The sequence below is a fragment of the Thalassobacillus sp. C254 genome, assembly GCF_001310615.1.
Genome location: NZ_BAXQ01000004.1, coordinates 79014 through 100253, shown reverse-complemented (window position 1 = coordinate 100253; position 21240 = coordinate 79014). Strand labels below are relative to the sequence as shown.

Sequence of the window (21240 nt, the reverse complement as noted above, 5' to 3'; positions counted from 1 at the left end):
AGCTTCCTTTCTTATAATTTATAATCGTTTTCTACTGTCTCCAATGTTTTTAATGCTTTTTGAGACCATTCGTCATTTTTTTCTCTTAGTAAGTCCTTTTCTTTTTCAACCGCGTGCTTTAAGGATTTTTTATAGTCAGGAGGCTCTTCATCGTACTTTCTGAGCATGTCAGTCTGAACCCACACCTTCTCAAATTCAGCTAAAGCCTTTCGTTCATGAAATAAAGGAACATCTACTTGTTTTGGGTTATGTAGATCTCCTTGCTTTGGATGTTTTAAAACTGCTCTTACTTTAACTAATGTTTTTTCCCCTTTTTGGTCTATTTCTTCCCCTACGTACACACCTGTCTTATAAGGAGCCTGGATGATTTTTGCATCAGCTGCCATTATTAATTCCTCCTTCTTTCCTATTAATGACTGAGCATCCTTTCTCTTTTAACCTATCACCGGAATGAGGTCCTTGCAAGCTAATACCTTTTAGACATGGTTTCTAAAAACATGCAGTCATACTACCTTTCTTTTCCCAGATCAGCTGTAAATAAATCGACAGCTTTACTTTACATAATTATATTATCGTTACCTTATTTCCTTTTTGTTGAATAATTAATTACGGTGCGTGAAATTTAAATTTTGATTTTGGTGGTTTGTCCGGTATGATTAAAGAATCAGTAAATAAGTGGAAAAAGTAGTGAAGACAAAGGTGTTGATGTAAATGTGGATCGGGAAATTAAAAGTCCGAATGATTGGAGGAAGAATCGCTAAAACGGGGGTGGCTGTCCTCCTTACAGCATTAATTTGTCAGTTTTTGCAGGTTCCTCCCGTACTAGCCGTTGTGACTGCCATTGTAACGATTGAACCTACAGCCTACGAATCGATTCGTAAAGGGTTTATCCGCCTGCCTGCCTCTGCGATAGGTGCCGCAATTTCTTTAGGACTTGTCTTTTTTCTTGGTGTCACCCCTTATACCTTTGCTTTATCTGCTATTTTAACACTCTTTATCTGCCATAACCTAAAGCTTCAAGATGGGATGCTCGTTGCTTGTTTAACTGCCGTAGTTATGATTCCTGACATAGGTGTAAACTACATGGGTGATTTCTTCACTCGCCTCGGCGGAACTTTTATCGGCCTTATTACTTCAACCTTGGTAAACGTGTTATTATTGCCTCCAAAATTTACACCGGCATTAGAAAAAAACTTGATCAATTATTTGTAATGAGCGGAGATATACTGGAAGAGCTTTCTTCCTCGGTGTTACAAAACAACACCATACGTCCTGCGGCCCCACAGTTAGAGAAGTATCAAAGGCTGCGCAAGGAGATTGAAAAAAGCGGGGAACTGGCTGAATATCAACGAAAGGAATGGAAGTTTCATCATGCCTCTTTTCGCGAATTAAGAAAGTTTATGTATCTTGAAAAAAGACTGCGAATTCTGCAGCGTATCTCACTTCATCTCGGCCACTTACAGTATATAGAAGGAGATCTTTCTTTCAATGATGAAGAAAAAAGAAGTGTCTGGGCGTTGATTACCTCATTAAAAAAAGCCTTAATAGCGGGCCCTCACACTTTTGATGAAGAACACTACTTATTGATTGAAAACTTAAAAAATCAATTTATTACTCACAACAAAAATTGTTCACCATTGAATACAGACCATTATCATCTTTTTCTGGAACTTCAATTGCCCTGTATGAATTTCTTTCCCTCCATGATACTGTGGAAGATTTATTAAAACTGAGAAAACAGCAGGAAGCCTCTCTTCCTCTTCCTCCACCTTCGTCTTCTATTACAAAGTCAATATAAAAAAGCCTGTTCTCAAAAGTAAAGCTTTTAAGAACAGGCTTTTTTGCAGTTTAATTGACATTTGTCTTTTGCTGAAAAAAAGCGTAAGGCAAACTTACTTTCTATATAAAAAATACATACAACCGGTCAAGTAATCACACACTGGGATAAGGTGTGCAAAGGAAACAGAGAAAAGAGACAATAAAAGAAAGACCTTTCCCAAACCGGGGAAGGTCTATTTCATCCTATTTTATAGAACCAAATAAAGCGAGGATGTCTCAGTAGATTTACTACATTATACTATTTTTTGAGACACCCTCTTCTTAAAATGATTATGGCAGGTTTGAGCTTCCCATTAAATAACGGTCAACCTCTCTTGCTGCTTCGCGCCCTTCATGAATTGCCCACACGACAAGGCTTTGGCCGCGACGATTGTCTCCAGCAGCAAATACACCTTCCACGTTTGTACTGTATTTTCCATATTCAGCATCCACCGTGCTTCGCTCGGTTGTTTCTACCTTCAATTCATCAAGTAAATGCTTTTCTGGCCCTGTAAATCCAATTGCCAAAAGAACTAAATCTGCTTTCCAGGCTCGTTCTGTTCCTGGAATTTCTTTTCTCAACTTTTTGCCATTTTCATATACTGTGTCGACCTCTACAGTATGAAGCTCTTTAACATTACCATTTTCGTCTCCGACAAATTTAGTCGTTTGAAGCTTATATGCTCTAGGGTCTTTGCCAAATACTGCTTCAGCTTCTTTATGCCCATCTTCCTGGCTATAAACGACTGGGAATAATGGCCAAGGATTAAGTGGCTCTCTGTCTTTATTCTTTTCCGGGTGAATATCAAATTGTACAAGAGACTCACAGACATGACGCAAAGACGTAGTAATACAGTCCACCCCAGTATCTCCACCGCCAATTACAATCACATTCTTTCCTTTAGCGGACAGATAATTTTGATCCTGATGGTTAGAGTCTAGAAGTGACTTTGTATTTTTCTTTAAGAATTCCATTGCATAATGAATTCCTTTTAAATCTCTGCCTTTAGCAGGCACATCTCTTGGTACTTGGGCACCTGTACACAAAATGGTGGAATCAAATTCTTCATTCAGCTTTTCTGCTGGGTAATCTTTACCAATCTCAGTGTTAGTAACGAAGGTAATTCCTTCTTCTTCTAATAATCTCACCCGTCGTTGCAGGACTTCAAAAGAAAGTTTTACGTCTGGAATCCCGTAAGTTAAGAGGCCCCCGACACGATCATCTTTTTCAAATACAGTTACTGTATGACCTGCTTTATTCAGCTGGGCGGCGGCAGCCAGACCAGCTGGCCCCGACCCAATGACAGCCACCTTTTTGCCTGTGCGTTTTTTAGGAGGCTCAGGCTTGATCCAGCCTTCTTTAAATCCTTTTTCAACAATATGAAATTCAATGGATTTAATGGATACAGGGTCGTCACTAATAGCCACTGTACAGGAACCTTCACACGGTGCTGGACAGACTCTGCCTGTAAATTCAGGGAAATTATTCGTTTTATGAAGTCTTTCTAGAGCTTCTTTCCATTTCCCTCTGTAAACAAGATCATTCCACTCTGGAATCAGGTTATGAACTGGACAGCCAATTTCTGCCGAGCCATCCATCGTTGTTCCTGCCTGGCAAAAAGGAATCGCGCAATCCATGCAGCGGGCACCCTGCTCAGATAGCTTATCTTCGGGCATTAATATAGTGAACTCCTGCCAATTCTTTACTCTCGCAAGAGGATCTTTTTTTGCTGGTGCTTCTCTCTTATATTCCATAAAACCTGTTGATTTTCCCATTATACTCACTCCAAACGTTCCTAGTCTTGGTTGCCAAACTTGAAAGGGAGAGCTCAAGAAGCAGCTGTCTTACTTGCCGCTTACCCGAGCTTTTTCATTTTTATTTTCATCAAAAGCAACCATGATCGCTTCGGCCTCTGTCATGCCTTCTTTTTTCATGCGCTCAACAGCTTCAAGCATCCGTTGATAATCCATTGGAATAACTCTTACAAATTGATTAACTGTTTTATCCCATTGCTGCAATACTGTTTCACCGAGTGAGCTATGAGTATAGTCTACATGATTTTTAATCATTGCTTTTAATTCTTGAATTTCCTCTCCATCTTGCAACGTTTCAAGCTGGACCATTTCTTTATTGCATCGCTGTGCAAACGTTCCGTCACTGTCTAATACGTAAGCAATACCGCCTGACATACCAGCTGCAAAGTTCTTGCCAGTTTCTCCAAGAACTACAACTCGGCCTCCTGTCATATATTCACAACCATGGTCTCCTACACCTTCAACCACTACGCTTGCTCCACTGTTTCTAACACAGAACCGCTCACCGGCAACCCCACGAATATAAGCTTCTCCGCTTGTCGCACCATAGAAAGTAGTGTTTCCAATGATGATGCTGTCTTCTGGAGCAAAAGTTGACTCCTCTGGAGGATAGGCAATGACTTTTCCGCCTGATAAACCTTTTCCTAAATAGTCATTCGCATCGCCAATAAGAGTCATAGTCATCCCGGCGGGAAGAAAAGCTCCGAAACTCTGGCCTGCAGATCCATGGAATTGAAGATTTATAGTATCCGCCGGCAGCCTTTGGCGCCATATTTTTTCGTCACTTCGCTCCCTGTAATGGTTCCAACCACGCGGTCTGTATTCTTAATGGTGAAAGTACCTTCCACTGTTTCTCCATTTTCAATGGCTGAATGTGCCAGAGGAAGAATTTCTCGGATATCCAATGATTCATTAATCATATGGTCTTGATCTTTATGACGGTAGTGCTTTTCTTGATTATCTTCGTTTGGACGGAATAGCAATGGAGTGAGATCTAACGTATTTGCTTTCCAGTTGTCCACTTCTTCAACCTGCTCTAATATATCTGTTCTTCCAACCATTTCTTCAATAGTACGGAAGCCTAGCTCAGCCATAATTTCACGCAATTCTTCCGCTACAAAATACATGAAATTCACGACATGATCCGGAGTTCCGACGAATTTTTTACGAAGCTCAGGGTTTTGAGTGGCGATCCCCACTGGGCATGTATCCAAATGGCAGACACGCATTAATACACAGCCAAGAACGACAAGAGGAGCTGTTGAGAACGCATATTCTTCAGCACCCAGAAGTGCAGCTACGGCCACATCTCTCCCAGTCATCAGCTTACCGTCAGTTTCCACTGAGATTCTATCTCTCAAGTTATTCAACACCAGAGTCTGGTGGGTTTCAGCCAGTCCAAGCTCCCACGGAAGGCCAGTATGCTTAATACTTGTTCTGGCAGCAGCACCTGTTCCGCCATCATATCCGCTTATAACAAGACCATCTGCGCGCCCTTTTGCTACACCTGCAGCAATGGTACCTACTCCTGTTCCTGATACAAGCTTTACACTGATATATGCACTTGGGTTGGCATTTTTCAAATCATGGATCAATTCCGCTAAGTCTTCGATAGAATAAATATCATGGTGCGGCGGCGGCGAAATAAGTCCTACACCCGCAGTCGTTCCTCGTACCTCGGCAACCCACGGATATACTTTGTTCCCCGGCAGCTGTCCGCCTTCTCCAGCTTTGCGCCTGAGCAACCTTAATTTGAATTTCATCTGCATTTACAAGATAGTGGCTTGTAACACCAAAACGGCCGGAGGCTACCTGCTTGATAGAGCTTCTCCTGGAATCCCCGTTTGCATCACGAGTAAATCTTTTTGGGTCTTCTCCGCCTTCTCCGGTATTGGACTTACCGCCAATGCGGTTCATTGCGATCGCTAAGGCCTCATGAGCTTCCTTGGAAATTGACCCAAAAGACATAGCGCCTGTTTTAAAACGTTTGACGATATTTGCAACAGGTTCAACTTCCTCTAAAGGAATCTTATGGTTGTCTGTAAAGGTAAGCAAACCGCGCAGTGAGGTTTGTTCTTTTTCCTGCTCATTAATAGATTTCGAATATTTCTTAAAGAGTTCAAAGTCTTTTGTCCGGCATGCCTGCTGAAGCATGTGAATGGAATGAGGATTATACTGGTGAGCATCCCCGTTTCTGCGCCACTGCAGGTCATCACCCGGCTCAAGTGTTGTGTCTTTTCCTTCTCGATCATTAAAAGCTTTTTGTATGACGAAGAAGGACTTCTTTAGCAATAATTTCAAGGTTCACTCCGCCGATTCTTGAAGTGGTCCAGGTAAAATACTTATCAACCACTGAAGGATCAATGCCTACTGCTTCAAAGATCTGAGCGCCCCGATAGCTTTGAATCGTTGAAATCCCCATTTTAGAGAGAACCTTCATGACACCCTTTGTAGCTGCTTTAATATAGGTAGCTACGGCTTCCACATAGGAAGTCGCTTCCAGGCGTCCATCCTTGATCATCGCATCAATGGAATCAAAGACCAGATAAGGATTGATGGCTTCTACACCGTAGCCTATTAGCACAGAAAAATGATGTACTTCCCTAGGCTCAGCAGATTCAACAACAATGCTTACCTGCGTTCGCTTTCCATTACGGATCAGGTGATGGTGAAGGCCGCCAACAGCAAGAAGAGCCGGGATGGCTGCTGATTCCTTATTTACCCCGCGATCACTTAAAATCAGCACAGTTGCACCATTTTCAACAGCTTCATCTGCCGAAGCAAACAGCTGGTCAAGTGCTGGCTCTAACCCTTTTTCCCCTTCTTTTGCAGAAAAGAGCATAGGAAGAGTTACCGATTTAAATCCTGGTCGTTTGTTTGAACGCAGCTTGGCAATTTCCTCATTATTTAATAACGGTGTTTTCAGGAAGATATGCCTTGCACTTTCGGGAGCAGGGTGAAGAAGATTTCCTTCTTTCCCAATCGTCGTTCCCACAGCAGTAACCAGTTCTTCACGAATCGCATCAATAGGCGGGTTCGTTACCTGGGCGAATAGCTGTTTGAAATAGTTATATAATAGCTGAGGTTTCTTTGAGAGAACAGCAAGGGGGGAATCATATCCCATGGACCCTACTGGATCTACTCCTTCCGTAACCATCGGCTTAATCATCTTCTCTAGTTCTTCGTACGTGTACCCAAAAGCCTGGTGGCGGGTATTTAAATTTTCAAAATCGGTGTTATATACGTCCTGGCTTTCCATCACGTCGTCTAAATCACAAAAATGCTTATCAACATTCCTTATAGGGCTCTTCAGAAGCAATCGTGTGCTTAATCTCCTCATCTGGAACGATTCTGCCTTCTTCCATATCGACAAGAAGCATGTGACCAGGGTGAAGCCTTTCTTTATAAAGCACATCAGAAGGGTCAATGTCTAACACGCCCACTTCTGAGGACATAAGAATATGGTCGTCTTTTGTCACATAGTATCTTGCAGGACGAAGGCCATTACGATCTAGACAGGCGCCTACGCTGCGGCCGTCTGTATAAGCGAGCGCAGTAGGGCCGTCCCATGGCTCCATAAGCGTACTATGAAACTTGTAAAATGCTTTCTTTTCTTCATTCATTAAAGGATCATTCTGCCATGGCTCAGGTACCATCATCATTGCTGTATGTGGCATTGAACGGCCAGCCAAAGTCAGAAATTCAAATGTATTATCAAACATGGAAGAGTCACTTCCAAGGTGGTCTACCACCGGGTGGATCTTTTCCAGGTCATCTTCGAATTTATCAGATTGAAATACCGCTTCTCTAGCATGCATCCAGTTAACATTTCCTTTAATCGTGTTAATTTCACCATTATGAATCATGTAACGGTTTGGATGAGCTCTTTCCCAGCTGGGAAAAGTGTTTGTTGAGAAACGGGAGTGAACTAAGGCAACGGCTGTTTCAAAATCATCGTTTCCAAAGTCTTTATAAAATTGGCTCAATTGTTCAGTTGTCAGCATCCCTTTGTACACAATTGTACGGGACGACAAACTTGCAAAATAAAAGCTGTCTTCATCAGGGACATGATGTCCAATCTCTTGTTCAGCACGTTTTCTTATTACATAAAGCTTTCTTTCAAAATTTTCTTTGATTTTCGATTGCTTCATTTTTCCCAATGAAAATCTGGCGAATGTAAGGCATAGTCGACTTGGCATTATTACCTAGCATAGAACCGTCCGTAGGAGGGATTCTCCAGCCTAATACCTTTTGTCCTTCTTCTGCAACAATCTTTTCAAGCTGTTTTTCACATCTGTTTCTTAGTTCTTCATTCTGGGATAAAAATAACATCCCTACCCCATAAGATCCTTCTTCAGGCAGCTTGATCCCAATGTCTCTAACCCTGCTGTTAAAAAAGCGGTGAGGTATTTGAAGAAGCATCCCGGCTCCATCGCCAGTGTTTACTTCATCTCCTTGACCACCTCGGTGCTCTAGTTTACACAGGATATCAAGGGCTTTTTCTACAATATCATGAGATTTTTTCCCCTTAATATTGGCTAAAAAGCCAATGCCACAATTATCGTGTTCAAATTGGGAGTCATACATACCCACTCTCCGTGAAAAGTTGCGTAATGTCATTACCCTCTCCACCTCTCTTTTCTGTTTCACACACAAGAAATCTACAATCTTTTTTTATCTCTAATATACAAGATCATACCATTAAACTTTAGGTTCGGCAAATTATTTCCCATACTCCCTCTCCTTTGAAAGCGCTTTCTGCAGGCATCCCCCCGTTATTACCTTAGTTTTTTGAAAATACAGCACTTACATAAAAATAACAGTGCTTGTATTTTTAATCGTTTAACATTATCGCTAAGAAAATCAAGTAATAACCTGTTTATCTCCCCATATCTGTTCATTTCTCTAGTTTTCTCTCTTTACTAGAAAAATTAATGTTCTTCTTTTTTTTGTAATTAGTACTGTCATTTATTCGTGTATTAATACTCTTTCAATTTTTTTGAATATTTAGTTAATTATCCCCCGAATAATACATCTTGAAACAAAAATTTTTTGTTCTTCATATAGAAAAGAGGTGAAACAAAACTGGCTCACTTAAGTAAATAAAACTCCAATTATCGACTTTGGATATTCAATAGGTATCCTTTTTGTGTAACTATTCGTGGGTGGTTCAAAAATCACAAGACGCCTGCTGGAAAAGCAGGAGCTGAAGCCTTGCCCGGTGCATAGAAGACACCGTGAAAGCGAGTAAAATGAAGCTTGAACGGCTGTCGCACTTGTGCCTTTAGGTGCAAGCGAGTTCATTTTGAACAAGCCACTACTAGAATACTGAAGACAAGAAAAGGCTCTCACCGGGTGAGGCCCTTCTTATTAGCTGGGTATTGCCCAAGCCTCTACACATCCTATTCCTTCTCTTTTCCATCCTTTTCTTTCTCTTTCATTTTTTCCTGCACTTTAAAAAAATTAACCGTGCTTGAAATAGCCTTTTCCAGCTCAGGTGAAGACTGTTCAAAAGGATGGGCGGTGTTAAAGGTATGACTTCCCGTTTCAATCCATTCCAGCCGGCCATTATCAGCGTGTTTGTTCAGTTCCTTCGCTCCAGCTGTAAGCTTAGGGGAATCTTCACCACCTTGTATAAAGAGCTTTGCAGTTTCTGTTTCTTGGACAGCCTGGATAATATCATACCTTTCATGGTTACTCTCCACATCTTCAACTGCCTTTTGTTTGACAGGCATATACTCTTTCGTCCTGCCATTGTAAATATACCCAGTCCCTTTTTCCCTAATTTCTTTTTTCAACTCTTCATGAAATAGATCTGCCTGGCTGATTGCATTCCATGTAGCTACTCCATTGACCTTTTCTTCATTCTCCCTTGTATATAACAGGACGGTTGCTCCACCCTTACTGTGACCGAGCAGGTACAATGATTCTTTATTCATTAATTCGGCGAAAGGAAGTGTATCATCCTCAATTGCTGACACTATTTCTTTAAGGTCTTCGATTTCCCTGTGATAAGTATTTTCAGAGAACTTATCCATTTCGGTAAACGAAAGCAAGTCCTCACCTACCCCGTTCATTGAAAAATTAAAGGTAATTGCGATGAAGCCGTGCTTTGTAAATTGCTGTGCGACGTAAGGAAAAAAAACCCAATTTTTAAACCCTTTGAATCCGTGAGCGAGTATGATTACAGGCTTTTTTTCAATTTGTTCGCCACTGCCATAAAATACCGTTCCTCTAATGGTTAAATCCTCAGCTGCTTTTATCTCAAAGTTCTCTAACATCCTGTTCCTCCTTTGTTTGTATAGGAAATGAAAATGATTGCTCATTAACCTGGCCGCCAGTTGTAAAGGTTCGTTCTATCATCTTTGCATTGTAATCAGCAGTAACCGCGAGCACTGTCTGGGACCTTGTCCCATAAGCAGGACTGATAATAAATGGAGAAGATAAAAGCCTTTCCATTTCAACGCTTATCCCGGTATTTGGAAGAAATTGATCAGGAGCTTTTTCTGTGTCTGTCAGTGCTGCAAAAAGATGGTCCACAGGAAGGTCAGTAAATGGCTCATCAAGGATCAGCTTCTTCATTTTCTGTTTGACTTTTTCCACTTTTGGCCATGGTGAATTGAGCTGGGCATTACTTAGGCCATGGATACCCGGCAACATGGCTTCCGCTTTCATCCCTTCCTGCTTGTTTGAATAATAAAAAAGGTTATCGACGGTGCCTGCTATCAGGTTAAATCCATTGTATTCATCTTTTTCTTTAGCAAGCTTTTGAAAAAAACTTTCCGTATCTTCCTTTTTCAAAAATCCTGCTGTAATTTCTCCCCTTGAACGTTCCTTCTCCTTTTCATTCCCATCTCTTACATTCGTAAGAGCAGCAATGTAACCGTGCTTGGTCATTCCCATCCAAGTGCCGCCTTTTTTCAAGTCTCTTCCGGCATAAATAAATGGAGCGTCTTTCCATTGGTGTAAAAGGGACGTTGGACGGTTATAGAACTCGTCCCTATTGGCTGCTATAATAAGTGGGTATTTACTGTGTACCTTATAAGCTACCGCGACCAGACACATGTCTTGTTCTTCCTCTCTCTATCTAAATTTATATCATCCGTTCTGGAGATTTTCTTTCTGCCTGTAAACCCTTCAAACAACCCATGGTAGTACTTTACTTGACTTTCACCCTGCCTCCAGCAAAGAAGTACAGGCTCCCCTTCTACTTTTGCCGGGAAGTCCACAAGTCCGTGATCAATACTTTTTACGAGGATCCCGTTTCTCTCGAGACGTTCAATATGAAGATTGGCCTGAATCTCTACAAAATCAACCATGCATTCTAAATAAAATAACTTCTCTCCTGTATCCGGAATGGGAGAATGCTTAACCAGTTCATAATGTTTTACACTTTCAGTAAAGCTCTCCTGGAGGTTCTGCAGTTCAGACATTTCTTCCTTGACAAAAGGAATATGGCAATTTGCTTCTTCTATGGTGAAATACTTCTTAAACATAAAAGGCTCCTCCTTTATGGATGCGAGTCTTTGTGCCTAGTCCTAACCTCTGTTTTCATTATCTAACATCTTAGTTTCTCTATTCCATCTCTTCTTGAATTACAAACCGCAACTTCTCTTTCCCTTTATCGTATCTAATATCATTTGAAAAAGGAATCATAAACAGGACGAATGTTCATGGAAGATGATACAATATCGACAAGAAGAGGGTTTACTTTTGAAGATGTCTGAAGGAGGGTACTCAATAATGGATGAATATAAAAATCACAACCTTAATCAAGAAACAACCGAGAACGCAAAAAGAGATGCGCAGGATTATATAAATAACCTTAATAAGTCTAATGTTGATGAGCTTCTTTCAAAGATAAGCTCGCTAGGTGAAAACGAACAAAAGCAAGCAGGGGATTCATTGGAAGCTCTAAAGCGGCCAGTAAGTGAAATGATGAGTCAAAAAGACAATGAGTTACCTGATAAGCTTCATGAATTAAAAGTGATTGTCGGAGAACTTGAGCCCGAACATTTAGAAGAAAGCAGAGTCCAAAAAGTATGGAACAAACTACTGCGTCGCAGCCCAATGGAACAATACGCCCAAAAGTACCAGACGGTAGAGGCACAGGTTGAAAATATTATTGAAGGGCTTCTTGCCGGCAGAGATAAGCTGCAAGAGGACAATGTAATGCTTGAACAGTTAAAAGAAACAGCAACCGCGCGAATCTATGAGCTGGAAAAACAAATGGCATTAGGTCAGGAGTTAAACCAAATGCTGGAACAGGAAATGACGAAAGAAGAATGGCGTGATAACCCTGCCTCATTGCAAAAAGGACAAGTAAGGGTTGTATCAAGAATAAAAAACATGAGTCAGGCCGTCATGGTGCTTCAGCAGTCTCTTGCCTCTGTGGATCTTATTCTGGATAATAATGAGAAGCTTGAAGAAGCTATTTTTAATGCCATTACGATGACCAAAATATTATAACCGTTACTGCTTCCATCCAGCTTGCTTTAGGGAACCAGCGGAAAGTCATTGATGCTGTCCAAAATGTAAACGAAGCAACAGAAAATATGATCCTCTCCAATGCACAAATGCTTAAATCCAATACAGAAGAAACATTAAAGACCCTCGAAGAGCCTGCAGTAGCCATCGAAACATTTCGGAAAGCTTATAGTGATGTCCAAGCTGCCATTGAACTGACAGAAGAATCTAACGAACGAATTGTTCAATCAGGGAAAAAATTCATTGCCGAGCTGGATGATTTAAATAAAGAAATGCGTACAAAGCTGTTAGAATAAAAGGTGAGATGACTAAAAGAAGGTGGTTTTTTGTTTAAACAATGGCTAGAAGACGTATGGTTTGACAAACTTCTTCCTGACCACTTAAAGCCTGTAGACCAGCACATTTTTTCTGATGCAAAGGGCCTGCAGCTTATAGAAGATACGGAGGCTGTATTAGATACGCTTATTAATAACGGAAAACAGACGAAAATGCCCCACTCTTTTAAAAAAAACGGCGGGACTTTCCAGTTCCGTTTAAAGGTAAACCGAAAAAGAATGAAGCTTTTAAGTTATGACACTACCAAGTCTGAAGCTGCAATTAAAAAACGGATTATTATCCTCTATCAGAGAAAATATCATCATGGGAGCCGGGGACATCGTATTAAAGAAGCTTCTGTTCAATATATAAAAAATGGAAAAACCTACGTGAGAAGCTTGCAAAAGTCCAGGTACTTCCAAGGTATTTTTTATAAATTGAACGTGTTAGATGATGTCTTTCTGGGGCAGCTTATTGAACCGGATAAAAAGGCTCCTCCTTCCCTTGCCAAGAAGAAAATACAGGAAGAAAAAATAACTGAGCAGACATCTTTACCAAAGGAATACAGTGAGCTTTTGTCAGAATGCAGACACCGCCTGATTTACGAATGGAGCCTTCTCCCTTCCCCTCATCAAAACCGCCTGAGAAGATTGGTAGAGGAAACTGAAAAACTTCTTGTTTACGCTCATAAGCTTGACGTGGAAGAACGATATGTATGTAAACGAATGCTTCAAAAAGATATTCCAGTCTTACTTGAAACGTATTTGTCGCTAAGCAGTGAAAACCAGGAGGAGCAAAAAGAACCGCTTTATGAAGCTCTGACTAAAATGGAAATTAATATTCGTTCAATGCAGGAAAGCATTGAGATATCAAAAGCCGAAGAAATGGAAAAGCTCTTTCGAATTAATGAACAAAGGTATTCTGCCTCCGGAAAAACAAATGGAAAATAAAGTATCCCCTTTATCTTTACAGATGAAGGGGATTTTTCTACACTTATATGGAAGGGTTTTCAAAACGAAAAGGGGTTGATCATAATGACTGTAAGGTGTGAAGATCTTGGACACAACTTGTATGTAATAGACGGATACGATTTAGGACTTCCTAACAGGACCGGAGTCTATATTTTTAATGAAGAAAGAATTACCATTTTAGAAACCGGGCCAAGTATGTCCCTTCCTTACATAAAACAAGGAATGAAAGAACTTGGGAGAACACTTGATGAAGTAGATTACATTATTGTTACACATGTTCACCTGGATCATGCAGGAGGAGCGGGACTCCTTCTAACAGAGTGCCCAAACGCAAAAGTAATTATACACCCCAGAGGAGCCCGTCATTTAATAGATCCTTCCCGACTTATTAAAGGAGCAAAAGCCGTTTATAAAGAAAAGTTTGAAGAGCTGTTTGAGCCTGTCCTTCCGATTCCGAAAGACCGTGTCGTCGTTCTTGAAGATAACAGCACATTGACTATTTCTTCCGAACGGACGTTAACGTTTCTAGACACGCCTGGTCATGCAGCTCACCATTACAGCATCTACGACCGTGAAAGTGAGGGGGTATTTACTGGCGACACCATTGGTATCCAGTACCCTGACGCAAAAAAATGAATAAAGACATATATATACCTTCCACTTCTCCTAATCAATTTGACCCTGATGCTATGCTTTCCTCACTCGAAAGAATTATGGCTCTTGAACCTAAACGGATTTATTTTGGACATTATGGAATGTGTGAAGACCCAAAAGAAGTAGAAAAGCAAATAAAAATGTGGCTTCCTCGTTTTCTTTCCATTGGGAAAGTTTCCTTTGACCAGCATCACACTGAAGAAAGGCTTTCAGAAACTCTCTTTAATGAAATCAGTGAGCATTATCAGTTAGACCACAGCGAAGACCTTTCAAACCTGACTGCTTTTTTAAAAATGGATGCCTCCGTTTCGTCTATGGGGATCATTCACTACTTTGCTCAACAAGAAAAAGCAAAGAATTCAGCAGCGGAAAAGTAGAAACGATATTTGCACCCCCCTTTACATTTTCTCCTTCTTCTAAAGGGGCGCCTTCTTTTATCTTGAATCTCTTCTTTAAATCACCGTATAATGTGAGGAGCAAATATCGAAACTAGCAGAACTACTCTGTTAAATGAAGAATAAAGCGAGGGTTATCATGAATAGAGCCAAAGCAAGTCAGTATAAAGGCCAGACAATAGTCGTAGATGAAGGGAAGATGGGTTCTTACTTCGGAATCCTTACTAACATTGACGCCCTCCCAAATAAACCTTGGATGGCTTCTGTTCGAATCACTGGTATCCAGGCTCTTCCTGCATCAGCAGACTTGCATGAACCAATGTATCTTGAAGGAGAAGTTGTTGAATGCTTGGGAACGAAAGTAAAAGAACCTGAAAATGAATACACTGGAAGCTATGAATCTTCTTTTATCGATGCTCTGCAGAAAAAAGGCCAGTGGCTGCAGGAAAAAACTGCACAGTATACGTCTTTTCTTAACGCTATTGAAAAGAAACTCCAGTTTTATAATGCTTCCCTTACTAACGTTGGAGAAATAGATCAGAAAACTGAAGATGAAAGCTTTGTTTACTATTCCATTGTAAAGGTAAATGATATTCTTTATCTGCAGGAAGACACGCGTGATGAACAACTAGAACTGGAAGGATGCCCATTCACCCTTGAAATCGAATACAAACATCAGTGGATAAAATGCACTCCGGCCGGTGGCCTTTCCTTTTTATCAGAAAATGGAAAACTCATCCTGTGAGTGAAGGGGCACGTGTGCGGATCAGCAGACAGCAGTTTGAACCTTTTACTATTTTATTAAATGAGTTAGAACAACCATCGCGGCAGTCCCTGGAAAAAGGATTACGTACTCTGGGGTTTACGGAAAAGGACCTTGTAAAATGCCATAATCGATTACTTCATGAGCTGCTTGCCAGAGATGCTGAAACATCCTTTCAAGGCGTGAACTTTCTTATGTTCCAAAAGAACAGCTCCACTCTGATTGTGCAGCATCATTATGAAAGAACGCTTCAACAAAATAGTCCAGACTCCATCTTTGACCGATTTGAATTTACAACTGATCAAGGTGCCAGGAGCATTATTACCTATTCCAATGCTCTCTCCAAATAATTTTCCTACACTAAAAACCCAGCATGAGAAGGGCTGTCTAGCCCTTCTCATGCTGGGTTTCTTTTTCATAAGAATACCACTGATACAAATCATTTCCGTCATCCTCAGCCATATCACGTACAGAAAATGATTTCCCCCCTGCTGTAGAGAGAATGGAAACAGTAAACGTGCAAAGGCCCATTCTTCTTTGAAACAGGGAATGGCTTTTTTCCACAGACTGTATTCTTTTTTTAGGGACTACCTCTCTCGTTAAATTAAAGTGCCGTGTCTGGAAAATGACATGCCTTTTTGTTACCGCATGCCCTCCATCCTTATACCGGAGCCAGCCAAGAGCAAATGCAACCGGTATAAAGATAAGCAGCCAATTGCCAAATGGAAGCCATACAGCTGCAGGAATGACTACAATAAGAACTGGTATAACAGCTCTCACCATAAACCGAATCAGTGCTCGCTTAGGAAGCGGTGTCAATTGCTTTTCAATTACGTAATCAGGAACAATTTCATTCAGGATTTCGTTGGCAGCTTTTTTCCTGACCAAGGGAAGAAGGAGTGTAGAAAGCTGTTCATCACTGCTTCCTCCTCCTGCACTCTCTACATACACACTAGTAAAACCGAGGGGCTGGCGAATCATGGTGGCTACATAGCGTACGGTAGTAATCCGCTTAATGTTTAAAGTGAGCTGCCTTGTTTCCAGCAAACCTCTTGAAATAATAAGGTCGTTTCCTCTCTTGACGACGCTAAAATTGCCGTATTTGATGACGGTAATAAAAATTGAAATAATCCATGCTATTACCGTGATAAGAAAGATAAGTATGATAATAACAAAAATACTCGATTCCACAAAAAAACCTAATGTTGTTTCATAAAAAGTCTCAGGGAGCAGCTGGTCTACTTGAGTAAACAAGGCTAACACAGCAGAAAGCACCAGCCCTACACCACCTGATGTCAATCCTGCTATAAATAAGTCTCTAACTGGAAGCTTCCATTGATAGTCCACAGGATGTGCTTCCAGTTCCTCTTCCTTTTTCTCCTCCGTTTCCTCTGCTTCCGTATCATCCACCTCTGTCGTACCTCGATTGAGAAGCATCGACCGCAGCTCTTTTGCTTCTCCTTTGGTGACAGCTACAATTTCAACCTCTGGTTCGTTTCCTCCCCCAGCGGTCTCTATTCTTACTTTAACAAGACGGAATAATCGCTGAAGCACGCCCGCTGTCACATCGAAGCTTTGTACTCTGTGCCTGCGGATGTAACGATTTTTTTTAATAAAGATTCCCTGCTTTATCCTCAGCTCTCCCTCTTCGATGCTATATCGATAGGTCAACCAGTAGAGCAGGCTGTGGATCAGCATAATAGCCAGAATGATGGGAAATACCAAGCGAAATCCAAATATGTTTGGACCTGTGCCCCCAACCACAAAAGCGAGGATCAAGGGAATTAAGAAATCTTTTATGCGGCCGAAAAATAATATAACAATGGCTGCCCCATGCATTCTTTTTCCTTTATTCATCTTCATCAGCTGTTTGTGCCAGCATGGCAATTTGATCTCTAAGGTTATCGGCCACTTCCTCAGTTAGAGCAGGGATTTCATGAACGTCTGCTGCGGTAGAAATCGTAACAGCTGAAAGTCCATATCTTCTGTAGAGGGGACCCTGTTCCGTATCCACATGCTGAACCCTTATCATAGGGATTAATGTTCGCCTCACAATAAACACCCCGTACTTTAAGTCAATTTCCTGTTCATGTACTTCATAGCGCCATCTCCTCCACCTGACACTTGGAATAACCCAGACAAAAAACAAAAATAATATTCCGTACAAACCTATAAAGACCCATAAAAGCCACTGAGGAAAGTCGTAAAAGTACATTAATATTCCGTAAAAGACCGGAATGCTTAAAAAGAACAGACTCTCTAGCGCCCCTTTAAACCGCCAAACTGGCAAAGCTTTCCTGGAAATGCGTTGTGTTGGTTCTTTGCGCAAAATAATACCCCTTTCCCCTTGACCTCTTATTCTTCATCAGCGTAAACAATCTCTACGCCTAGTTCAGAAAAAAGTTGAAGAACCTGATCATTTAAAATTTCATCTCTTAATAATCCAAGAGATTTGACTATTTCTATTTCAGCTAGTTCTCCATTTTCAGCTTCTTCAAGCAAATCAAGGATTTCGGTGTACTCTTTTTTTCTAGTTCGTTCATAATCTCATCTTTAGTCAATTTATTTCTCCCCTTTTTTATTATGTAATTGTCCTTTTATCTTACCACGAACCATTTTATTCTAAAAAAACTTCCCCCAAAAAGGAGTGTCGCTTCCTCCATCGCCAAGTTTTGTACAAAAAGAAGAGACTTCCTTCTTACGAAGCCTCTTCTTCATATTATTATTTATTTTTTGATTGTTCAATGGTGTCAGTCATCTGCTTCCATACCGATCCCTTTGCTTCTTCGCCCCCTTCAATGCGTTCAAGAGCCATTTTGACTTGCATGGCCACCTCAAACTCAGGGTCGTCCTGGGCTTCTTTCAGCGGTTCAACTGCCGATTCATCTCCAACCTCATAAAGAAACATTGCTGCTCGCCAGCGCACTAGTTTGTTTTTATCCTTAAGTGCTTCCGTCATGGCAGGTATACCTGCTGTATCCCCAATATCTGAAAAACAGTCTCCAGCTGTTCTTCTCACAGTAACCGTCTTATCCTTTAGTGCTTTTTCAAGAAGCGGTAATACTACAGGCTTTTCAATCATTCCAAGATAAACTGTCGCCAGGCGGCGGATTGCAGGCTTTTCGTCTTCTAACGCTTTTTCTAATACAGGTAAATCCTCTTCTGTTGGTCCATCTGTTCCATAGCCGCATACCGATTTTTCCAATCGGGATCCTTTAAGTCTTCAAGTGTAACCGTCTTCCGCTTTTTCTGAGGGAGTTCAGAAGCATTCTCATCTGCCAGGGCTCGTTGAACAAGATTGTCGAGACGTTCCTGATTGTAGGCAGCAGACACTTCTTCTGCTACTTCCTGACCGATTTCCTCCAGGTCACTTCCGTACCGGGTGCTGCTTTCAACCCACTTTCGTTCTAGCACGACATTATCTTCTTCTTGTTGGGCCTCAAAGGCTGCTTTCTGGAACCTTTCAGGAAGGCCCACTCTCTTTTCCTCATCCCCTGTGGTCAGCTTAATTTGCATAGGGATTCCTTTAAACTCTTGTATGGAGACTTGTACTTCTCCAAAGGCATCATCCACTGTTTCCTCTGCTTCTGTTTCTGCAGTCTCCTCGCCAAATACCGCTCTGACCTGCGGGAGAATTACTTTCCAGTCTACTTTTGCGTTTCGCTCTAGCGCCAGAAAATCAGCTACATGATAAACACCTTTAATACCCTCAATTGCAAAAATCTCTTTAATTTGTTTTGGAGCGTCTTCTTTATTATTTTGTGTATAATTATTGCTCTTTCCCCCAGCAAGTGTTTCATCCAATATTACTTTCATTGTATTGGGACTTGGGGTTGGCTCAATTGTCTTTATCTTCATTTTCTACTATTACTCCTTTCCACGGTGTTACTGGATTGATTGTAACATAACCAATCCTTCTCCTTCCATTCCAAGCATTGTTAAGATTCGTAACTGTTTCTCAACTCATGTATAATGGAAAAAAGAGCAAAGGGGGAAAATAATATGCAAGTTGCAATCCTTTCAGACATTCACGGGAACGCTAAAGCATTAAAAGCAGTATTAAACGACCTTGCTGAAAAGAACGTCAAAAAGTTATACATAATCGGTGACTTATGTTACCGGGGACCAGAACCTAAAAACGCTCTTGAAACTGTACGTTCCACCCCGGCTAAAGTGTTAAAGGGAAATGCAGATGAATGGATCGTTAGGGGAGTGAAAAAAGGAGAGGTGCCTGACAAAGCTCTTGCTATTATGAATCAGGAAAGGGAATGGACAGTAGAAAGACTGACACAGGATGATATCGCTTATTTAGAAAACCTGCCTACTTCCTTCCATGAGAACCTGACAAAGGAAATAACGATGCACTTATTCCATGCTACCCCTGACAGCTTATTTGAAATTGTCTCAAAAGAAGCAAGCGATGAAGAACTTGAACATTCACTAATGACCCAGGTAGATGCTGACTTTTATATCTACGGTCATATTCATACACCATTTGTGCGAAAGATTGGCGATAAGACTGTAATTAATACTGGGAGTGTGGGTCTTCCCTTCGATGGAGATAATCGAGCATCTTATGCACTGCTTACGATTAAAGATGGAAAAGCAGAAGCTGCGATAGAAAGAGTAGAATATGACATTAACCGGGTAGCCGCCTCTTATGATGCAAATGATTATCCTAACCGAGAACAGATGAAACAAATTATTATAAGCGGAAAAAACCGAGCTAAGGATAAATGAAATAATGAAATCAGCCGAGCTCTCTGTGAAGAGGACTCGGCTGTTACTTGTTTAAGATGCTTGTTACGCCTTCCATAATAGTTAAAAAGGAAGCTTTGTCATTGTACATTTGTACAATCTCCTGTTCTTCATTGATCAATACAGTAGTAGGAACACCCATACATCTATATTGATCATATGTTTTTGTTCCTTCATCTGCAAGAGCCGGAAACCTGTATCCCTGCTTTGCAAGAAATGCGTGCCCGTCTTCTTTATTACCTTCTCGGCCGGTAACATTTACCGTCAGAAAAACGAGCTGCTCACTTTTCATGCTTTCATAGAAGTGATTTTTCTGAGCAAGATCTTTTACTGAGTCAGGACACCAGGAGGCCCAGAATGTGAGCATAACAGGCTTTCCTTTATAACTTTCTAACTCTACAAATTCACCATCTTGAATATTTTTCAATGAAAAATCAGGTGCTTTCATGATATCTTCTGCTCCTCTCTTTGGCCGGTACCCTTGTTTACTTTATGTATGGCTTTAGATTATTTATAAATGACTCGATTGAACCAAAAGCATAGATTGTTTCTTTACAATCCCCCTCTTTAAATATCTTTACACAAGGCACACTTTGTATTTTCAGCTGTTGAACAATCTCCGGCATCAAATTAACATTCCCTTTGTATGCTGACGGAGCTGCAGATAATTCCTCAGCGGCAAGAATCATCTTTTCAGCTATTTTACATGTCCCGCACCACGGGGTATAAAAATAAATCATCACTGCTTGATCTCTTTGTAAAACAGCATGTAACTGTTTTTCTGACACTTCTTCCATTGAAGCTTTCCCCCCGGGAGGCATTTTATTCTTTTATCATATCTTCTCATTGCCTGACCTTCAAGTGAAGCACTTGGGATCTTAGGTCATATCTGTTCCACTCAGTATCTTTCTGCGTGCAGCCGGCTAACCAAGTGATTTTGAAACCAGAAATAAGGCTCCAATTACCAAAGACGATAATTGGAGCCTTATTTATTTAAGTGAGACGGTTTTGTCTCCCCCCTCCTTCATGAAGAGGAAAATGATGATTTATTGATCGGTTTGTTCTTCATTCTTTTCAACGACCGCATCCCGCCATTTCATAAGGTCGTTCACTATCCCGCCAAATTCCTTATTAAAGGATAATTTTCCTGCATTAATGCCTTCTGTTCCATTTCAGGCAGTCTCCTTAATGCTGTTTCAGCTTCATTAGCCGCTTGTACTAAACGGTCTAATCTGCGATTTAAATCAGCTCTGCTCATCGGGAA

At 41.0% G+C, this 21240-nt stretch carries 21 protein-coding genes and 2 pseudogenes; 10 read left to right on the top strand and 13 right to left on the bottom strand.

Annotated features, from left to right (window positions below; all coding sequences use genetic code 11):
- Positions 1-11: 11 nt before the first annotated feature.
- Positions 12-386 carry a sporulation phosphorelay system protein KapB gene (gene kapB, locus JCM19033_RS06555; RefSeq protein WP_054635722.1) on the bottom strand — a complete coding sequence of 125 codons (375 nt, stop codon included), beginning with the start codon at positions 384-386 and terminating at the stop codon, positions 12-14.
- Between the two features lie 325 nt (positions 387-711).
- On the opposite strand from kapB, the gene JCM19033_RS06550 reads away from it, so the two are divergent.
- Entirely contained in the window at positions 712-1212 is a 501-nt protein-coding gene (locus tag JCM19033_RS06550) for an aromatic acid exporter family protein (RefSeq protein ID WP_054635721.1), read from the top strand.
- Entirely contained in the window at positions 1212-1727 is a 516-nt protein-coding gene (locus tag JCM19033_RS06545; protein WP_054635720.1) for a hypothetical protein, read from the top strand. The genes JCM19033_RS06550 and JCM19033_RS06545 overlap by 1 nt, the downstream gene beginning before the upstream one ends.
- A 382-nt stretch (positions 1728-2109) precedes the next feature.
- Here JCM19033_RS06545 and JCM19033_RS06540 read toward each other — a convergent pair whose 3' ends face one another.
- The 5 genes and pseudogenes from JCM19033_RS06540 to JCM19033_RS06520 form a co-directional block, all read right to left on the bottom strand.
- Positions 2110-3594 carry a glutamate synthase subunit beta gene (locus JCM19033_RS06540; RefSeq protein WP_054635719.1) on the bottom strand — a complete coding sequence of 495 codons (1485 nt, stop codon included), beginning with the start codon at positions 3592-3594 and terminating at the stop codon, positions 2110-2112.
- Between the two features lie 69 nt (positions 3595-3663).
- Positions 3664-8253: pseudogene (gltB, locus tag JCM19033_RS06535) on the bottom strand (glutamate synthase large subunit).
- Positions 8254-9035: 782 nt separating this feature from the next.
- Entirely contained in the window at positions 9036-9914 is an 879-nt protein-coding gene (locus JCM19033_RS06530) for a S9 family peptidase (RefSeq protein ID WP_054635718.1), read from the bottom strand.
- On the bottom strand, positions 9898-10698 hold the full coding sequence (locus tag JCM19033_RS06525) for an NRDE family protein (protein WP_054635717.1): 801 nt from the start codon (positions 10696-10698) through the stop codon (positions 9898-9900). Before JCM19033_RS06525 ends, JCM19033_RS06530 begins: the two co-directional genes overlap by 17 nt.
- Positions 10680-11129, bottom strand: a complete 450-nt coding sequence (locus JCM19033_RS06520; protein WP_054635716.1) for a DUF2203 domain-containing protein — start codon at positions 11127-11129, stop codon at positions 10680-10682. The genes JCM19033_RS06525 and JCM19033_RS06520 overlap by 19 nt, the downstream gene beginning before the upstream one ends.
- 247 nt (positions 11130-11376) lie before the next feature.
- Here JCM19033_RS06520 and JCM19033_RS06515 point away from each other — a divergent pair, with 247 nt between their 5' ends.
- From JCM19033_RS06515 to JCM19033_RS06495, 7 genes are all read left to right on the top strand, one after another.
- Entirely contained in the window at positions 11377-12102 is a 726-nt protein-coding gene (locus tag JCM19033_RS06515; protein WP_306301261.1) for a toxic anion resistance protein, read from the top strand.
- Positions 12096-12416 (top strand): toxic anion resistance protein, encoded by a 321-nt coding sequence (locus JCM19033_RS27240; RefSeq protein WP_306301265.1) that lies wholly within the window; start codon positions 12096-12098, stop codon positions 12414-12416. The genes JCM19033_RS06515 and JCM19033_RS27240 overlap by 7 nt, the downstream gene beginning before the upstream one ends.
- Before the next feature lie 30 nt (positions 12417-12446).
- A complete protein-coding gene (locus tag JCM19033_RS06510; RefSeq protein WP_054635715.1) occupies positions 12447-13385 on the top strand; it encodes a hypothetical protein in 939 nt (312 codons plus the stop codon).
- An 84-nt stretch (positions 13386-13469) separates the two neighbouring features.
- The gene (locus JCM19033_RS27235) at positions 13470-14042 is read left to right on the top strand and encodes an MBL fold metallo-hydrolase (protein WP_306301260.1); all 573 of its coding nucleotides are present in this window, start codon (positions 13470-13472) and stop codon (positions 14040-14042) included.
- Positions 14039-14437 (top strand): hypothetical protein, encoded by a 399-nt coding sequence (locus tag JCM19033_RS27230; RefSeq protein WP_306301259.1) that lies wholly within the window; start codon positions 14039-14041, stop codon positions 14435-14437. Before JCM19033_RS27235 ends, JCM19033_RS27230 begins: the two co-directional genes overlap by 4 nt.
- A 157-nt stretch (positions 14438-14594) precedes the next feature.
- Positions 14595-15200, top strand: a complete 606-nt coding sequence (locus JCM19033_RS06500; protein WP_157049769.1) for a hypothetical protein — start codon at positions 14595-14597, stop codon at positions 15198-15200.
- The gene (locus tag JCM19033_RS06495) at positions 15197-15568 is read left to right on the top strand and encodes a DUF2777 family protein (protein ID WP_054635713.1); all 372 of its coding nucleotides are present in this window, start codon (positions 15197-15199) and stop codon (positions 15566-15568) included. The genes JCM19033_RS06500 and JCM19033_RS06495 overlap by 4 nt, the downstream gene beginning before the upstream one ends.
- A gap of 37 nt (positions 15569-15605) precedes the next feature.
- On the opposite strand, the gene JCM19033_RS06490 is transcribed toward JCM19033_RS06495, so the two are convergent.
- The 4 genes and pseudogenes from JCM19033_RS06490 to JCM19033_RS06480 all read right to left on the bottom strand — a co-directional run bounded on the left by JCM19033_RS06490 (position 15606) and on the right by JCM19033_RS06480 (position 19076).
- Complete coding sequence (locus tag JCM19033_RS06490; protein ID WP_054635712.1) at positions 15606-17075, bottom strand: PH domain-containing protein; 1470 nt, start codon at positions 17073-17075, stop codon at positions 15606-15608.
- Entirely contained in the window at positions 17068-17547 is a 480-nt protein-coding gene (locus JCM19033_RS06485; protein ID WP_054635711.1) for a PH domain-containing protein, read from the bottom strand. The genes JCM19033_RS06490 and JCM19033_RS06485 overlap by 8 nt, the downstream gene beginning before the upstream one ends.
- Positions 17548-17573: 26 nt before the next feature.
- The gene (locus JCM19033_RS21995) at positions 17574-17720 is read right to left on the bottom strand and encodes a hypothetical protein (protein ID WP_269758005.1); all 147 of its coding nucleotides are present in this window, start codon (positions 17718-17720) and stop codon (positions 17574-17576) included.
- Between the two features lie 220 nt (positions 17721-17940).
- A pseudogene (locus JCM19033_RS06480) lies at positions 17941-19076 on the bottom strand (conserved virulence factor C family protein).
- Positions 19077-19220: 144 nt separating this feature from the next.
- On the opposite strand from JCM19033_RS06480, the gene JCM19033_RS06475 reads away from it, so the two are divergent.
- Positions 19221-19958: a metallophosphoesterase gene (locus JCM19033_RS06475; RefSeq protein ID WP_054635710.1), complete on the top strand. Its 738-nt coding sequence runs from the start codon at positions 19221-19223 to the stop codon at positions 19956-19958.
- A 43-nt stretch (positions 19959-20001) separates the two neighbouring features.
- Here the strand turns inward: JCM19033_RS06475 and JCM19033_RS06470 are convergent, their stop codons facing one another.
- From JCM19033_RS06470 to JCM19033_RS23230, 3 genes are all read right to left on the bottom strand, one after another.
- Positions 20002-20424 (bottom strand): TlpA disulfide reductase family protein, encoded by a 423-nt coding sequence (locus tag JCM19033_RS06470; protein ID WP_054635709.1) that lies wholly within the window; start codon positions 20422-20424, stop codon positions 20002-20004.
- Positions 20425-20461: 37 nt separating this feature from the next.
- Entirely contained in the window at positions 20462-20773 is a 312-nt protein-coding gene (locus JCM19033_RS06465) for a co-chaperone YbbN (protein WP_054635708.1), read from the bottom strand.
- A gap of 314 nt (positions 20774-21087) precedes the next feature.
- Positions 21088-21234 (bottom strand): hypothetical protein, encoded by a 147-nt coding sequence (locus JCM19033_RS23230; protein WP_157049767.1) that lies wholly within the window; start codon positions 21232-21234, stop codon positions 21088-21090.
- Positions 21235-21240: the final 6 nt, after the last annotated feature.

What these genes read in the sequence shown, in the direction of transcription:
- kapB (WP_054635722.1), bottom strand. Translation starts at nt 386, where the DNA reads ATGGCAGCTGATGCAAAAATCATCCAGGCTCCTTATAAGACAGGTGTG.
- JCM19033_RS06550 (WP_054635721.1), top strand. Translation starts at nt 712, where the DNA reads ATGTGGATCGGGAAATTAAAAGTCCGAATGATTGGAGGAAGAATCGCT.
- JCM19033_RS06545 (WP_054635720.1), top strand. Translation starts at nt 1,212, where the DNA reads ATGAGCGGAGATATACTGGAAGAGCTTTCTTCCTCGGTGTTACAAAAC.
- JCM19033_RS06540 (WP_054635719.1), bottom strand. Translation starts at nt 3,594, where the DNA reads ATGGGAAAATCAACAGGTTTTATGGAATATAAGAGAGAAGCACCAGCA.
- JCM19033_RS06530 (WP_054635718.1), bottom strand. Translation starts at nt 9,914, where the DNA reads ATGTTAGAGAACTTTGAGATAAAAGCAGCTGAGGATTTAACCATTAGA.
- JCM19033_RS06525 (WP_054635717.1), bottom strand. Translation starts at nt 10,698, where the DNA reads ATGTGTCTGGTCGCGGTAGCTTATAAGGTACACAGTAAATACCCACTT.
- JCM19033_RS06520 (WP_054635716.1), bottom strand. Translation starts at nt 11,129, where the DNA reads ATGTTTAAGAAGTATTTCACCATAGAAGAAGCAAATTGCCATATTCCT.
- JCM19033_RS06515 (WP_306301261.1), top strand. Translation starts at nt 11,377, where the DNA reads ATGGATGAATATAAAAATCACAACCTTAATCAAGAAACAACCGAGAAC.
- JCM19033_RS27235 (WP_306301260.1), top strand. Translation starts at nt 13,470, where the DNA reads ATGACTGTAAGGTGTGAAGATCTTGGACACAACTTGTATGTAATAGAC.
- JCM19033_RS27230 (WP_306301259.1), top strand. Translation starts at nt 14,039, where the DNA reads ATGAATAAAGACATATATATACCTTCCACTTCTCCTAATCAATTTGAC.
- JCM19033_RS06500 (WP_157049769.1), top strand. Translation starts at nt 14,595, where the DNA reads ATGAATAGAGCCAAAGCAAGTCAGTATAAAGGCCAGACAATAGTCGTA.
- JCM19033_RS06490 (WP_054635712.1), bottom strand. Translation starts at nt 17,075, where the DNA reads ATGAATAAAGGAAAAAGAATGCATGGGGCAGCCATTGTTATATTATTT.
- JCM19033_RS06475 (WP_054635710.1), top strand. Translation starts at nt 19,221, where the DNA reads ATGCAAGTTGCAATCCTTTCAGACATTCACGGGAACGCTAAAGCATTA.
- JCM19033_RS06470 (WP_054635709.1), bottom strand. Translation starts at nt 20,424, where the DNA reads ATGAAAGCACCTGATTTTTCATTGAAAAATATTCAAGATGGTGAATTT.
- JCM19033_RS06465 (WP_054635708.1), bottom strand. Translation starts at nt 20,773, where the DNA reads ATGGAAGAAGTGTCAGAAAAACAGTTACATGCTGTTTTACAAAGAGAT.
- JCM19033_RS23230 (WP_157049767.1), bottom strand. Translation starts at nt 21,234, where the DNA reads ATGAGCAGAGCTGATTTAAATCGCAGATTAGACCGTTTAGTACAAGCG.